The sequence below is a fragment of the Shewanella loihica PV-4 genome, from assembly GCF_000016065.1.
In the GTDB taxonomy this organism is placed as follows: Bacteria; Pseudomonadota; Gammaproteobacteria; order Enterobacterales; family Shewanellaceae; genus Shewanella; species Shewanella loihica.
This window is the reverse complement of sequence record NC_009092.1, coordinates 2,879,828-2,893,553: the sequence shown is the minus strand read 5'-3', so window position 1 is coordinate 2,893,553 and position 13,726 is coordinate 2,879,828. Positions and strand designations below refer to the sequence as shown.

11 protein-coding genes are annotated in these 13,726 nt (G+C 55.8%); 8 read left to right on the top strand and 3 right to left on the bottom strand.

The window, feature by feature from the left end:
* The first annotated feature begins 51 nt into the window (after nucleotides 1-51).
* From SHEW_RS12725 to SHEW_RS12700, 6 genes are all read left to right on the top strand, one after another.
* Nucleotides 52-1,095, top strand: a complete 1,044-nt coding sequence (locus SHEW_RS12725; protein WP_011866257.1) for a toxin-antitoxin system YwqK family antitoxin — start codon at nucleotides 52-54, stop codon at nucleotides 1,093-1,095.
* Between the two features lie 106 nt (nucleotides 1,096-1,201).
* Nucleotides 1,202-1,549: a hypothetical protein gene (locus tag SHEW_RS12720; RefSeq protein WP_011866256.1), complete on the top strand. Its 348-nt coding sequence runs from the start codon at nucleotides 1,202-1,204 to the stop codon at nucleotides 1,547-1,549.
* Nucleotides 1,550-1,792: 243 nt separating this feature from the next.
* Nucleotides 1,793-2,653, top strand: coding sequence for a glutathione-dependent disulfide-bond oxidoreductase (gene yghU / locus SHEW_RS12715; RefSeq protein WP_011866255.1), 861 nt, complete (start codon nucleotides 1,793-1,795; stop codon nucleotides 2,651-2,653).
* Between the two features lie 239 nt (nucleotides 2,654-2,892).
* Nucleotides 2,893-4,035 carry an exonuclease SbcCD subunit D gene (locus SHEW_RS12710; protein ID WP_011866254.1) on the top strand — a complete coding sequence of 381 codons (1,143 nt, stop codon included), beginning with the start codon at nucleotides 2,893-2,895 and terminating at the stop codon, nucleotides 4,033-4,035.
* The gene (locus SHEW_RS12705; RefSeq protein WP_011866253.1) at nucleotides 4,032-7,088 is read left to right on the top strand and encodes an AAA family ATPase; all 3,057 of its coding nucleotides are present in this window, start codon (nucleotides 4,032-4,034) and stop codon (nucleotides 7,086-7,088) included. The genes SHEW_RS12710 and SHEW_RS12705 overlap by 4 nt, the downstream gene beginning before the upstream one ends.
* Nucleotides 7,089-7,333: 245 nt before the next feature.
* Nucleotides 7,334-8,590: a peptidoglycan DD-metalloendopeptidase family protein gene (locus SHEW_RS12700; RefSeq protein ID WP_011866252.1), complete on the top strand. Its 1,257-nt coding sequence runs from the start codon at nucleotides 7,334-7,336 to the stop codon at nucleotides 8,588-8,590.
* Between the two features lie 74 nt (nucleotides 8,591-8,664).
* Here the strand turns inward: SHEW_RS12700 and SHEW_RS12695 are convergent, their stop codons facing one another.
* The 3 genes from SHEW_RS12695 to SHEW_RS12685 all read right to left on the bottom strand — a co-directional run bounded on the left by SHEW_RS12695 (nucleotide 8,665) and on the right by SHEW_RS12685 (nucleotide 11,347).
* A complete protein-coding gene (locus SHEW_RS12695) occupies nucleotides 8,665-9,171 on the bottom strand; it encodes a M48 metallopeptidase family protein (RefSeq protein ID WP_011866251.1) in 507 nt (168 codons plus the stop codon).
* Between the two features lie 75 nt (nucleotides 9,172-9,246).
* Complete coding sequence (locus SHEW_RS12690; RefSeq protein ID WP_011866250.1) at nucleotides 9,247-9,687, bottom strand: DUF3010 family protein; 441 nt, start codon at nucleotides 9,685-9,687, stop codon at nucleotides 9,247-9,249.
* A gap of 316 nt (nucleotides 9,688-10,003) precedes the next feature.
* The gene (locus tag SHEW_RS12685) at nucleotides 10,004-11,347 is read right to left on the bottom strand and encodes a DEAD/DEAH box helicase (protein WP_041406660.1); all 1,344 of its coding nucleotides are present in this window, start codon (nucleotides 11,345-11,347) and stop codon (nucleotides 10,004-10,006) included.
* Between the two features lie 226 nt (nucleotides 11,348-11,573).
* Here SHEW_RS12685 and rssA point away from each other — a divergent pair, with 226 nt between their 5' ends.
* Both rssA and SHEW_RS12675 read left to right on the top strand, forming a co-directional pair.
* Entirely contained in the window at nucleotides 11,574-12,521 is a 948-nt protein-coding gene (gene rssA / locus SHEW_RS12680; RefSeq protein ID WP_041406659.1) for a patatin-like phospholipase RssA, read from the top strand.
* Nucleotides 12,522-12,751: 230 nt separating this feature from the next.
* Nucleotides 12,752-13,489, top strand: coding sequence for a hypothetical protein (locus tag SHEW_RS12675; protein ID WP_011866247.1), 738 nt, complete (start codon nucleotides 12,752-12,754; stop codon nucleotides 13,487-13,489).
* The last annotated feature ends 237 nt before the right edge of the window (nucleotides 13,490-13,726 follow it).

Sequence of the window (13,726 nt, the reverse complement as noted above, 5' to 3'; positions counted from 1 at the left end):
AGCCGGAACAAGAATTCGAGCTTTGCTCGAAAAAATTGGAGCCGGGATAAGATGAAGCCAGGCGTCAAGCTTATCTCTCCGGCGCTCTTGGCCTTCTTGCTGTTACCCGGCTGTCATCAGGCGCCTCAGTTGCCCATAGATGAGCAGTCGCTTGCGCCTATCGAGTGCAGTAAGCAGCAGGTTTACGGGATCTGGGTCGAGACCGATTGCCTCACTGGCTATCGCGGCAAGCCCTTTAGCGGCATAGCGACCCGAGGCGAGCCGGCGACTTACTTTGGCGCCACCCAGTACCTCGAGGGGAAACGCCATGGATTTAGCTTCTCAGCCGAGGGCAGTCGCATCTTGTCCCAGGGTTGGTATCGCCAAGGGATAAGAGAGGGTGAGCACTTAGACTACCATATGCAAAGCCAGCGACCGAAACGTCAGGCCATCTACAAGAATGGCGAGGAGCAGGCGGTCGCCCTGTTCGATGAGGCTGGCATTATAGAAAGTTATCGCCGCCTAGAGGGCGATAAGACAGTCGAGTCCATCACCTATGAGCAGGGACGCCCCTGGACGCACCTCTTCTTTCAGGACGGCGAACAGCGTGAGCGCCTGCGTCACTATTTCCCAGACGGCAGCTTGGCCAGCGACGCCCTGTTTCGTAAACAGGATCTTAAGCGGCTCAGCGAGATAACCTATTATGCCAGCGGCAAGGTCAAGACGCGCTATGCCTATGATAGGCAGAGCAATCTGGCCGCGCAGCAGACCTACTGGCCAAACGGTCGCCTACAATCGCAGCAGCAATATGGTTTCGATCCACTGATTGTGCGCCACGGTGAGCAGCGCCGTTTCTGTCAGTCTAGCGGCGCGCTGGAGGAGCTCGCCCACTATGAGATGGGCGTCGAGCAGGGGCGATTCGAGTCCTATCACTGCAATGGCCAGCTGATGACTGCCAAGGAGTATCGCCAGGGGGTCATGGTGAATACAGAGGTGAAGACCTTCGATGAATCGGGCAACCTGATTAAGCGTGAGCGCTTCGACGGCCAAGGGAAATTACTCGAGGCGTTTTACTTTAACGCTTCCGGTCAGCAGACCTATTACGAGCGGCCTTGATTCGGGCGCTATTATTCGGGCGCTATGATTCGGGGGCCATGATCCAGGTCCTGTTTTGTTATCTCAGGGAAAGGTAATATAGCCGTCTTATTTTTCGTCAGATTCGATGGAGATTTCAACGCCTGTGACGCGCAAGCCAGATAGCACCACCGCCATGTTACAGCTGATCGATCAGGTCAAGCAGGCTATGCCGCTCAATGAGCCCGAGACCTTCGTCTGTGGCCCTCAGGGTTCCTGTATCGGTTGCCCCAAGAAGTTACTCGAGCTGGTCGACAGCGAGATGCGCTATTGGGAAAGTGCCATCCAGCAGGGGGACACGCCACTACTCGGAGAGGTGAGCCGCTTCGCCAAGCTGTGCCGCAATGTGCATCGCGGACTTGCCCGCAGCGGGATCTTAGACAGGTATCAGGCCAAACAGGTGGGCGAGTCGGATGCTGATGCGGATTCGGATTAAGTCAGTCTGAAATTCCTTTTATTGAGCGAACGCTTGTCAGTTGTGGCCTTGCGGCGAATGGCGGTTTTCTTTCATGCCAATTCAGTTGGCCCTATAGCCAAAGGTTCTATCCAATTGACCCCACAAGGGTTTAAATTGTCAGCATACGCCCCGAGATCACTCCAGGACAGAGTATGTCCCCAGCGGGCATGGCGCGACGACACTATTGATCGCGACACCAACTAATAAGATAAAGGAAGCAGTATGTCTGAAACCTATATTCCCCCGAAAGTGTGGACCATGGACAGCGAAAATGGCGGTACCTGGGCCAGTATCAATCGCCCCACGGCGGGCGCCCGTCATGAGGCCAAACTGCCCCAGGGCGAGCATGGTTTGCAGCTCTATTCCCTGGCGACACCTAATGGTCAGAAGGTCACCATTATGCTTGAGGAGCTTCTCGCCCTCGGCGCGGATGCCGAGTATGACGCGCATCTTATTCAGATAGGTGAGGGCGAGCAGTTCTCCAGCGGCTTCGTGGCGGTCAACCCCAACTCTAAGATCCCCGCCTTGCTGGATAAGACGGGTGACACTGAGGTTAACGTGTTCGAGTCGGGCGCAATCTTGCTTCATCTGGCGGAGAAGTTTGGCTATTTCCTGCCAGCGACTGGTCCTGAACGCACTCAGGTACTCAACTGGCTCTTCTGGTTGCAGGGCGCTGCGCCTTATCTCGGCGGCGGCTTCGGCCATTTCTACGCCTATGCGCCGGAAAAGTTTGAGTATCCCATCAACCGCTTCTCCATGGAGGTGAAGCGTCAGCTGGATCTGCTGGACAAGCAGCTTGCAGAGAACACTTATATCGCCGGGGACAATTACTCCATCGCCGACATGGCGATCTGGCCCTGGTATGGCAATTTGGTGCTGGGTCATGCCTATGATGCGGCTGAGTTCCTCGATGTCGACAGCTATGTGCATCTCAAGCGCTGGGCCGAGCAGATCGCCGCGCGGGATGCGGTGAAGCGCGGTCGTATCGTTAATCGTACCTGGGGCGAGCCCTGGGAGCAGCTGGCCGAGCGTCATAGCGCTGATGATATCGACGCCGTGCTGGCATTGACGCCGGATAAATAGCTCGCGCGTACAAGCTTGTTAAATAGAGAAGGCCCACCCGTTAAGGTGGGTCTTTTTTAATTAGAAGAAACCAAACGCTGACCAAGAGTTTTTGGCAGGACAGGTTTTGCTCTAATACTGAGCGGCTGCTAAGCCGCTTTCACAAAGCCTTGGGCAGCGCATTGCCTAATGGGGTGACATTTCTTACTATAGCTTGCAGAGCTTCTCTTCCTATCCTCCTCATTTTTAAACGAGAAAAGATGAAATTTATTCATACCTCAGACTGGCATATCGGCCGTCAGCTGCACAATCAGAGCCTGCTGGACGATCAGCGTCATGTGCTCGATCAGATAGTCTCCCTGGCTAAGACCCATGAGGTCGATGCCCTGATTGTCGCCGGTGATATCTACGATCGCTCCGTGCCGCCGGCCAACGCTGTGGCCCTGCTCGATGAGGTGCTCAACGAATTTATCGCCCTTGGGATCGACGTCATCATGATCGCCGGTAACCATGACGGCCATGAAAGGCTGGGGTTTGCCGCGCGCCAGATGCAGGCCAGCGGCCTGCACATCATAGGCCCCTTGGCGCCCAAGGTGAGCCCTATTAGATTAAGCTCAGGCAGCGGCGATGCCATCTTCTATCCGCTGCCATATGCCGAGCCTGCCACCGTTAGACAGCAATTGGAATGCGAGGCCAGCAGCCATGAGGAGGCGATGGTCGAGCTGCTCAAGCAGGTGCAGGACCATGACAGTCAGGGATTGCCTAAGGTGGTGATAGGCCACTGTTTCCTCGACGGCGGCAGCGAATCTGACTCAGAGCGACCACTGAGTATCGGCGGTGCAGACAAGATCTCGCCTAAGCATTTTGCGCCCTTCGACTATACGGCCCTGGGCCATCTCCATGGCCCGCAATATAAGGGGGCCGAGCAGGTGCGCTACTCTGGCTCCATCCTCAAATACTCCTTTAGCGAGCAGCATCAGAACAAGTCGGTAACTTTGGTGGAGCTCAATGCAGGCAGTCCGGCAAATATGACACTGCTACCGCTCAGCCCGCTTCGCGATGTACGCATCATAGAGGGCGCCCTCGCAGACTTGTTGCAGCAAGGGGTAAAAGACCCCGGCCGAGAGGATTATCTGATGGTGCGCCTGCTGGATAAACACGCCATCTTAGATGCCATGGGTAAGCTCAGAAGCGTCTATCCCAATGTGCTGCATCTGGAGCGCACTGGCCTGATGGCCAGTAACCAGCAGCTGGCCATCGCCTCGGATCACATCAAGAAAGGTGAGCTCGAGATGTTTAAAGATTTCTTCACTCAGGTCTCCGGCGATCCACTTAACGAGGCGCAACTTGAGCTGATCACCCAGGCCCTGGATGAGCTGCACAAAGGGGAGGCGGCGCAATGAGACCACTGCGACTGACCATGACCGCCTTCGGCCCCTTCGCCGACGAGCAAATTATAGATTTTGCCGCCCTGGGCAGTAACCCGCTGTTTCTGATCAACGGCCCCACGGGGGCGGGTAAGACGACGATTCTCGATGCCATCTGTTTCGCCCTCTATGGCAAGACCACGGGGGATGAGCGCGAAGGCACCCAGATGCGCTGCGACATGGCCGATGAGCAGAGGCTGACTCAGGTCAGCTTCGAGTTTGAGCTCGGCAGCACGCGTTATCTTATTCGCCGCGTGCCCGAGCAGCCAAGGGCCAAGAAGAGTGGTGAGGGGGTGACGCTGCAAAAGAGCGAGGCCCAGCTGTCTCGCGTCGACACAGATGGCAGCGAGACATTGCTGGTGGCGGCCAAGGTGTCTGATGCCACCGCGCAGATAGAGCAGCTGACCGGCCTGGATGTGGATCAGTTCCGCCAGGTGATGGTGCTGCCCCAGGGCAAGTTTCGCGAGCTCTTGATGGCCGACTCCAAGGCCAGGGAGAAGATATTCAGCCAGCTGTTTCAGACCCATATCTATCGCCGCATCGAGGAGCGCCTCAAGCAGCAGGCAGCCGGGATCCGCCGCGACGTTGAGGCGATGCGTAATCGCCGTGGTGGTATTCTGGAAGGCGCCGAGTTAGCAAGCGATCAGGCACTAATCGAGGAGCAGGCGCTCATCGCTCCCGAGCTGGAACTTGCCCAAGCGCACAAGCAGCAAGCCGAGCAGGCACTGCTGACGGCTAACCAGAATCTAGACAAGGGCCTCAAGCTGCAGAGTGATTTCAATCGCCTGCAGGCGCTGCAAAGCGAGGGCGAGGGGCTAAAGGCTCGCCAGCTTGAGGCGACTTTGTGGCAACAGAGACTGCAGGCGGCCGGTCGAGCCAATAGCCTGAGCCCGCTTTACCGGGCGATGCAGTCGCGTCTCGGCGAGCAGCGCTCGGCAAGCCAGCATTTAGATGAGTGTCAGCAGATTCATGCTAGCGCCGAGCAGGCATTGAATCAGAGCCAGCAGGCCTTCGAGCAGCTGGGCGCGCTTGAGCAAGAGCAGCTGAGCCAGCAGCAGCGCCTGACCCAGCTCGAGGCCTTGGCGCCTCAGCTAGAGCAGCTCAATCAATTGAGTGAGCGACTCGCCGATGGCCAAGCCAAGATGCAGGCGGCCGAGGCGAGTGGTAAGCAGAGCGCCAAACAGTTAGACGAGCTTAATCAGGCCCGCCAGGAGATAGTGAGTCGCCGCGAGATCCTAAAACGTGACGCCGAGCCGCAGCTCGCGTTGCAACAATCTCTGAGCGACGGCCGCGCCCAGCTCAAAGTGTTTGAGCGTTGGCAGCAGCAAGGGCTGGAGATCGCGGCCCTCGAGCAAAAGTTAACGGCGGCTAAGACAGCAGGCAGTGAGCTTGCCGAAAAGCACAAGCAGGCAATCGATGCCCATAAGCGTCTGGAGCTTAGCTGGCATCGCGGTCAGGCCGCGCGCCTGGCGGCAGAGTTATCACCGGGCGAGCCTTGTCCCGTCTGTGGCAGCCTGGAACATCCAGAGCCTGCCATGGGCGAATTTGATCTGCCGAGCGACGAGGCGCTGGCCCAGGCTAAGCAGCGAGAGAGCGACGCGCTCAATTTGCTGCATCAGGCCAGAAGCGAGTATAAGCTGCTCCAGCAATCCCTGTCGAACCTGCAACTAAGTGCATCTCTGCTACAGGAGGAGCTTGGCGAGGCGGCAGGCTTGTCGTTTGATGAGCATCAGGCGCGACTTGCAGAGCTCAGCGACGGGTTCGAGCGGGCCAAGGCGGCGCAGCAATCACTTGCCCAGTTAGAGACTCAGCTCGAGCGCAGCGAGCACCAGGGACGAGAACTACAAACCGCGCTGGATGAAGCGCGTGCCCACTACGGCAAACTGGCCGAGCAGCTGGCCAGCGACAAGGGGCAGTATCAGCAGATAAGTGCGGCCATTCCACAGGGCTTTAGCGACGTTGCAACGCTCAGCACGGCCATTGCCGATCTTACCAAGACTATCGATGAGCTTAAGGCGCGCCAGCAATCGGTGAGGGCGGCCCATGCCAAGGCGGAGCAGGATAATGCGGCGGCCAAGGCCTCGCTGGAGGCGGCCAGCCGTCGTCTTGGTGAGGTGAATGCCCTTGCGGAGCAGGAGAGCCTGAGTTTCCAACAGGCGCTAGCGACTTCGGAATTTGAAAGCGTTGCCGCCTTCGAGCAGGCCTGCCTGACCGAGGCCGAGCAGGCCGAGTTGTCCAATCAGATTAAGGCGTTCGAGCAGGCGCTTATCACTCATCAGGCCAACCTGTCTCAGCTCCAAGAGGCCTTAGCCGGTTGTGAGGCGCCGGATATGAGTGCGCTCGAGCAGCAAAAAATGGACGCCGAGCAGGTGATGCAGCAGGCCTTAGCTCAGTGGCAGAAGGTGAGCGCCAGGGCGGCTCAGCTAAGTCAAACCCAGGAGCAGCTCAAGGCGCTGGATCTTAAGGCCGGCGCTCTCGAGCAGCAATACGCCGTGGTCGGCACCCTGGCCGATGTGGCCAATGGCAACACGGGTAACAAGATAAGCCTGCAACGCTTCGTGCTGAGCGTATTGCTCGATGATGTCTTGCTGGAAGCCAGCCACAGGTTGCAGCTGATGAGTAAGGGGCGCTATCGCTTGCTGCGCAAGGAGGAGCGGGCCAAGGGTAACAAGGCCTCTGGCCTTGAGCTGGAGGTGGAAGATGCTTACACCGCCAAGGTGCGCTCTGTGGCGACCCTGAGTGGCGGCGAGAGCTTTATGGCGGCCCTGTCTATGGCCCTTGGGCTGTCGGATGTGGTGCAGGCCTATGCCGGCGGCATTAAGCTCGATACCCTGTTTATCGATGAGGGCTTCGGCAGCCTGGATCAGGACTCCCTCGAGCTGGCCATCAGAACCCTGATGGATCTTCAGTCTGCGGGTCGCATGGTGGGGGTGATCTCCCATGTGACCGAGATGAAGGAGCAGATCGCTAGCCGCATCGATATCCTTAAGAGTGCCGAGGGTAGCGAGATTAAATTAGTTTTACCTTAACCTGGATTGAAAGGGTGCTGATATCAGTGGGATTTTCAGCACCTTTTTAGTTTTTTTGTCTGTTTGGTCGCCAAAAACCTCTGTTTATTCCATTAAATTGTGTTGTCGATCGGTTTGTAAATGCCGTTATTTTTGATATAACTTGGCATCGACCCCATGTTTTATGGGGTTTTGGGGTCTAATGATAAGCATAATAATGAAAAATGAGGCACAGGTTGCGCGCAGGTAAAATTTCTTTTTTGAGCATGTCTCAATCCCGTATCATGGCATTACCCTCGCCCCATAAGAAGATCTTATTGGCGGCCGGGCTGGTCGTGGGCGCGGCGCTGCTTTGGCCAAGCCAGAAACAGGCCCTGCCACAACGCATTCCGGTGGCGCTGGATATTGAGTCTCTGGTGACTAACCTCCACCTGGGCGACGAAGCGGTCGAAACCGTGTCTCATGCTGATTTTGTTAAGACCATAGTATCCGGTGATACCCTCAGTGGCTTGTTTGTCGAAGCCAATGTGGATCAGCAGACCATGTACAAGGTGTTAGAGGCGGATCTGAATATCCTGGCCCTCGATACCCTCAAACCCGGCAACATCATACGTTTCTGGCTCGATGACTCGGGTCAGCTGGAGAAACTCGAACTCTACTTCAATGCCGCGCGCCAGGTGGTGTTTAGCCGTTACGAGGAGGGGGGATTCAGCGTCGATGAGATCAATATCGAGGGGATCTGGCAGGACAGGGCCTTAAGCGGTGAGATCCAGGGCTCCTTCTATCTGTCGGCTCAGCGTATCGGCCTGAATGCCGGCGAGATTCAGCGCATCGAGACCCTGCTGAAAGAGAAGCTGAATTTTGCTCGTGATCTGCGCGCGGGCGACCGATTCTCTGTACTTAAGAGCGATCAATATATCGATGGTGAGGTGACGGGTAATAGCGATATTCTCGCCATTACCATAGAACGTGGCCGCAGCACGATCAACGCCTACCAAAATAGCGACGGCAACTTCTATGACGATCAGGGCCGCAGCCTGGCAAGGGCCTTCCAGCGTGTGCCGCTACAGAAGAACTACCGTGTCAGCTCGCGCTTTAATCGCCATCGTCACCATCCGGTTACGGGTCGCACCGCGCCCCATAACGGCACAGATTTCGCCACGCCGATTGGCACTAAGGTGATAGCCCCTGGCGATGGCATCGTCTCTTTGGTGACCGACCATAGATATGCGGGTAAATATGTGGTGATCGATCACGGCAACAAGTACCGTACCCGTTATCTGCATCTCTCGAAGGCCTTGGTGCACAAGGGACAGAGGGTGTCTCGAGGCCAGGTGATCGCCCTGTCGGGTAAGACGGGCCGCATCACAGGGCCACATCTGCACTATGAGTTTCATATCAATGGCCGCCCCGTGGATCCTATGAAGGCGGATATTCCTATGGCGAGTAAGCTGTCGAAGAAGCAGATGGGCGAGTTTGCTCAGCTGGTCAAGGTGCGCCAGATGATGATGGGCCAGAGCTAAAAAGCTAATTAATACCGATTGATTTAACTGCTTATCGAATAGAAAAACGCCACATGATGTGGCGTTTTTTATGCTTAGCCTTTCTCTTGGGCCTCGAGATCCAGCATGGTGAGCCATAGCCGCAGGTCAAATTCCAGCTGATGGTAGTCGCCCTGCATATGGCAGCAGAGCTGATAGAAGGCCTTGTTGTGATCCTTCTCTTTAAGATGCGCCAGCTCATGTACCACCACCATACGCAGCAGGGGCTCGGGCACCTCCTTGAGGCGCGCGGCGATGCGGATCTCATTCTTCGACTTGGTCTTGCCGCCGTGATTCTTGGCGACATAGCTGTGCAATCCCAGGGCCTGCTTCTTGAGAGTGATCTTATCGTCAAAGATCACCTTACTCAGGGGCGAAGACTTCTTGAGATAGCGGTTCTTCAGCGCCATGGTGTAGTCGTACAGGGCCTTGTCGCTGCGGATCGTGTGACTGTCTGGATAGCGGCGTTCGAGGACACTTCTCAGTCGATTAGTCTCGATCAGTTCCTTGACCTGGCTGATAAGCTCGGGCCGATAGCCTTGCAGATAGGGCAGTGATGACATAAGCGAAAGCCTAGTGGATGACGGCTGAGGTGAAGCGATTAGATAACGCCGGGCGGGATGCGCCCGGCAATAGGCTTAATCTTTCTTGGCGAAGATGCACTTGTTTTGGTAGCAGTAGGCGACCTCGAAGGCGCTCTTCTGGAAACGCTTGAGATCCAGTCCTTCGAAATCCACCATAGGTGGATTGCGCTTGAGCTGCTCCTTGATGTTGACTGGTGAGATCAGCTGTACCGGCAGGCCGCAAAGCTGAATCGCCGCCTCCATCTTGAAGCTGGTGGCACTGCCCGCCAGTTTGCCTTTCTGCTCGCGCTCTATGATGGCGACCTGATCGACCTTGTAGTCTTGCATCAGCTTGCTGAAGGCGAAGTGGAACTCTTTGATCGACTCAGTGCTGGCCGAATTAGAGATGGTCAGTGAGCGAGAACGGCAATCTGGGATGTTAAAGGTCTCACCCTCATAGCTCAACAAACAGATGATGGCTTCGCCACCTTTTAACTCAACGCCACAAACTCTCATGATAACCCTAATATAAAAAAATCAATGGCGGCTATTGTAACCTTAATTGGCCCGATTGAGCACTAGTTGTTAGGTGAAAATCGCCGCTATCGTCTGCCGCTTGATTTAAATAGGGTGACATGTGCCATAGATAACCGCCCGACAGGATTGGCGTCGGGAGATGTAGAACAAATACAGAACAGATAGTGAGCAGATAGAGAACAGATAGACAAGAGATAGAGCGGGCAATAAAAAGCGGCCCTCAGTGAATACTAAGTGACCGCTAAGTGCCCGCTAAGTGACCGCAAATCATAGTTTTTTGGCTCGGGGCCTAGCGTTAATCTTCAGGCGTATCCTGCAGTTTCGCCTTGGGCTTTCTAAGCATTGGCGCATCGCCCACATCGACGCCTGTGATAAAGCGCTTATCCCGCGGCTTAGTCGGCTTGGTGCTGCTGGCGGCCTTAGCCGTCTTGGCCTTAGGTTTCGCCTGCTGCTTACCTAAGCGCTTCTCCTGGCTCGGTTTGTCTTTTAACCCCTTAAACTTAGGCGCCAACTCCTCCAGCTCGCTGAACTCAAAGCTTTTACGCAGGAAGTTTTGTACCTGCTTGAAGTTGACCCAGTCTTTCGGCCCGACCAGGGAGATAGCATCGCCCTTGGCGCCGGCGCGGCCGGTACGACCGATACGGTGAATATACTCTTCGGCAAACTTTGGCATGTCGAAGTTGATCACCAAGGATACGTTAAGCAGATCCAAGCCGCGGGAGGCCACGTCTGTGGTGACCAATATCTGCTGCTGACCACGGCTGAACTGGTCCATGATCTGGTTGCGCGCCGCCTGTTTCAGCTCGCCGCTGAGGGAGCTGGTGCTAAAGCCCTGTTCGGCCAGCACGCCGGCCAGGCGGTCGGTATCGCCACGGGTCGCGGTGAAGATGATCACCTGCTTGTGGGGCTCAAGCTGTAGCAGACGGGTGAGCAGCTGCTCCTTGTGGCTCAGGTTGTCGCACAGGTAGATCTTCTGGGCGATATCCTGGTTCTCCACATGGGAGGCGCCTATGGCCACATGCTCCGGCTCCTTGAGCAGCTCGGCGGCAATCTCGTTGATCTGACCGTGATCTAAGGTTGCTGAGAACATCAGGGTCTGGCGACGCTTGTGATCGGCGGCCTGGTTGATGGCCCTGAGCTGCTCGGCGAAGCCCAGGTCCAGCATGCGGTCGGCCTCATCCAGGATAAGCAGCTCGAGTCCGTTGAGGTACAGGTGACGCTGAGCTAAGTGATCCGCCAGACGGCCCGGTGTTGCCACCACGAAGTGGGGGTCTCTCGCCAGGGCCTTGGCCTGATCGTTAAAGTTTTCACCGCCGAGGATCTTGATCGCCTTGTATTGGGTGTTGGCGACCAGCAGGCGCAGTTGACTGTAGACCTGGGTGGCCAGCTCTCGGGTCGGTAGTAGGATCAACACCCTGGGATCGCGCTTGCTTAGCGCCTTGGTGGCGATGACGCGCTGCATTGCTGGCAACAGGAAGGCCAGGGTCTTGCCCGAGCCCGTTTTAGACGATGCCATAAGATCTCTTCCCGATAAGCCTACGGGTATCGATTGCGTTTGGATCTCGGTCGGCGTGTCGATGCCCATGTGTTCAAGGCTGGTCAGTAGACGTTTATCGAGTGAAAAATCTGAAAATTGCAATGCTGTGCTCCGAAATATAGATAGGGGCGCATTATACATCGCCGTGAGCGATTCAGCCACGACTTGCGCGCTGACCCGTCGCCAGTCAATGCTAAGGCTCAGCGCTTAGATTAATTTTTACCGCTATGGGCTGTGCGGCGTCATGGTTTGGCTTATGATGAAAACTAAAGACATTAAGACGCGGCTTGCTCAAGCGGCTCGCGTCCCAGGGAGAGTAACAGAGAAGATGGCGAATATCGGCATTGCACTGGGCAGTGGTGCGGCGAAAGGATGGGCCCACATAGGGGTGCTAAACGAGCTGGCGAACATGGGAGTCTTTCCCAATAAGGTGGCCGGCTGCTCTATCGGCGCCGTGGTGGGCGCCGCCTATGCGCAAGATAACCTTAACGATCTACAGGCCTGGGTGACCAGCTTTTCCAGCTGGGATGTGCTGGGCCTGATGGATCTGAGCTGGCGCAAGGGCGGGCTAATTGGCGGCGAGAAGGTGTTCGACGTGATGCAGCAGCATATCGGCAATCTGGATATCGAACAGATGCAGATGCCCTTTGCGGCGGTGGCGACCGATCTCTATACCGGCCAGGAGATCTGGTTCAAGCAGGGTAGCCTGCGTCATGCGGTGCGAGCCTCCTGCTCCATGCCGGGGATCTTGCCGCCGGCGCGTATTGGCGAGCGCTGGCTGGTGGATGGCGCCGTGGTTAACCCTGTGCCCGTGTCGGTGAGCCGTGCAATGGGCGTCGACCTGGTGATTGCCGTGGATCTTAACGCTCACAGGAAGACCCGCCATCAGCAGCTGCCCGTGGCCATCTCTTCCGATGTGAAGGCCAGTCAGGCAGAGCAGGTGAAAGCCGAGAAGGAACTGGAGAGCGGCTTTATGGATCTCTTGGCCCGGGGACGGGATTATGTCAGCGGCTTGACCGATAAGTTTTCCCTCGGTAATCGCAGTGAGCCAGGCATGTTGGCGGTGATGTCTCAGTCGATGGATATCCTGGAGCAGCGCCACAAGCGGGTGCGCCTGATGGGGGATCCACCGGATATCTTGATCACCCCTAACGTGATGGAGATTGGCACCATGGAGTTCCATCGCGCGGGCGAGGCGATCGAGGCGGGACAAGAGGCGGTTAAGCAGGTGGCTCATATTATCCGCGCCCGTATCGATGAGCTTGAGCGTCACTGATAGCCTGAGTAATAGCCTGAGTAATAGCCTGAGTAATAGTCTAAGTAATAGTCTTTAGGCGTGAGTGCGTAGTTGTTAGCCCTTAGGCGTCAGTCCTTATAAACAGGAGTTGTTTAAATAAACGGCTAGCATTCCCTAAGGCTTGTCTCTTTAGGAGCTCTGGCTAGGAGCTCTGGCCTGGTTTTTGCTACTTGCAGGGATATTTCTCTGCAGTAGTCGAAAAATTGACAATGAATTCAATTAGCCAGGCCATTAATGGTTCACAAGCCAATCTGATCGCCAACAGTTATGGCCTAGAAACACACGGCCAAGAAACACATGGCCCTGATACACATGGTCAGGACACACGTGATGTCGACGGCTCATCGGCCAGCGATAAGGTGACCCTGTCAAATCAAGCCTCCAAGGTGCAAACGACAGGCCCAGATATCCCCCAGGAGGCGGTATTTCTCTCGCCAAGGGCCGAGCGGGCGCAGAAGATAGAGGCGATGGCTAAAGACTTCTTCTCCAAGGGGCAGTTTGGTATCGGTGATATTCCCAAGTTAATTCAGCGTCTGCATCAGGACGGCATCTTGTCGGAAAATCAGCTAAATCGCCTGAGTCAGGCGGGCTTTGAGATCCCAAGGGGCGATGGCTCGCAGCCGTCGCTGCTCGACTTTATCGCCAGCCAGCGCGAGCAGCTCAAGGAGAGTAAGCCCGATAGCGTGATGATTGCCATGCTCGATGACGCCGAGTCTGTGCTCAAGCAGATGGACAGCCTCGACACTCAGGGACTGAACCAGAAGGCGGCGCGGGTATCGGCCCAGCTGTCGGTGTTTGTACAGGGCGATAACGGTCTGACGAGCAGAGACAAGGAGATGTGGCAGGCGCTTAAATCCACCATGCAATTGGCCGCCACATCGGGAAGTTCGCAACAGGCTTCCGGGCAATTACAGCGTTATCTGGCACTATCTAAACGAATTACGTAATTTATTCACAGCTTGTCCCATTTTTATCCCGCATCTAGCTCCCTTTGCCGACTGGGTCAAGGCAAGTTTTAACGATAAGTGGCCCAGTTGGCAGTAATCTTGTGTCACAAAATTCCATCCGCAAATTAATGATCTGGATCAAGGTACTTGAGCCTAACTTGTAGCTTAATGCGCTACATATTGTGTTCATCGTCTATATTAACACTATATATGGTGTTAATTTGGCCGTTACTTGAG

Excerpts from the sequence above, each read along its gene's own strand:
- SHEW_RS12725 (WP_011866257.1), top strand. The coding sequence starts at position 52 with ATGAAGCCAGGCGTCAAGCTTATCTCTCCGGCGCTCTTGGCCTTCTTG.
- SHEW_RS12720 (WP_011866256.1), top strand. The coding sequence starts at position 1,202 with ATGGAGATTTCAACGCCTGTGACGCGCAAGCCAGATAGCACCACCGCC.
- yghU (WP_011866255.1), top strand. The coding sequence starts at position 1,793 with ATGTCTGAAACCTATATTCCCCCGAAAGTGTGGACCATGGACAGCGAA.
- SHEW_RS12710 (WP_011866254.1), top strand. The coding sequence starts at position 2,893 with ATGAAATTTATTCATACCTCAGACTGGCATATCGGCCGTCAGCTGCAC.
- SHEW_RS12705 (WP_011866253.1), top strand. The coding sequence starts at position 4,032 with ATGAGACCACTGCGACTGACCATGACCGCCTTCGGCCCCTTCGCCGAC.
- SHEW_RS12700 (WP_011866252.1), top strand. The coding sequence starts at position 7,334 with ATGTCTCAATCCCGTATCATGGCATTACCCTCGCCCCATAAGAAGATC.
- SHEW_RS12695 (WP_011866251.1), bottom strand. The coding sequence starts at position 9,171 with ATGTCATCACTGCCCTATCTGCAAGGCTATCGGCCCGAGCTTATCAGC.
- SHEW_RS12690 (WP_011866250.1), bottom strand. The coding sequence starts at position 9,687 with ATGAGAGTTTGTGGCGTTGAGTTAAAAGGTGGCGAAGCCATCATCTGT.
- rssA (WP_041406659.1), top strand. The coding sequence starts at position 11,574 with ATGGCGAATATCGGCATTGCACTGGGCAGTGGTGCGGCGAAAGGATGG.
- SHEW_RS12675 (WP_011866247.1), top strand. The coding sequence starts at position 12,752 with ATGAATTCAATTAGCCAGGCCATTAATGGTTCACAAGCCAATCTGATC.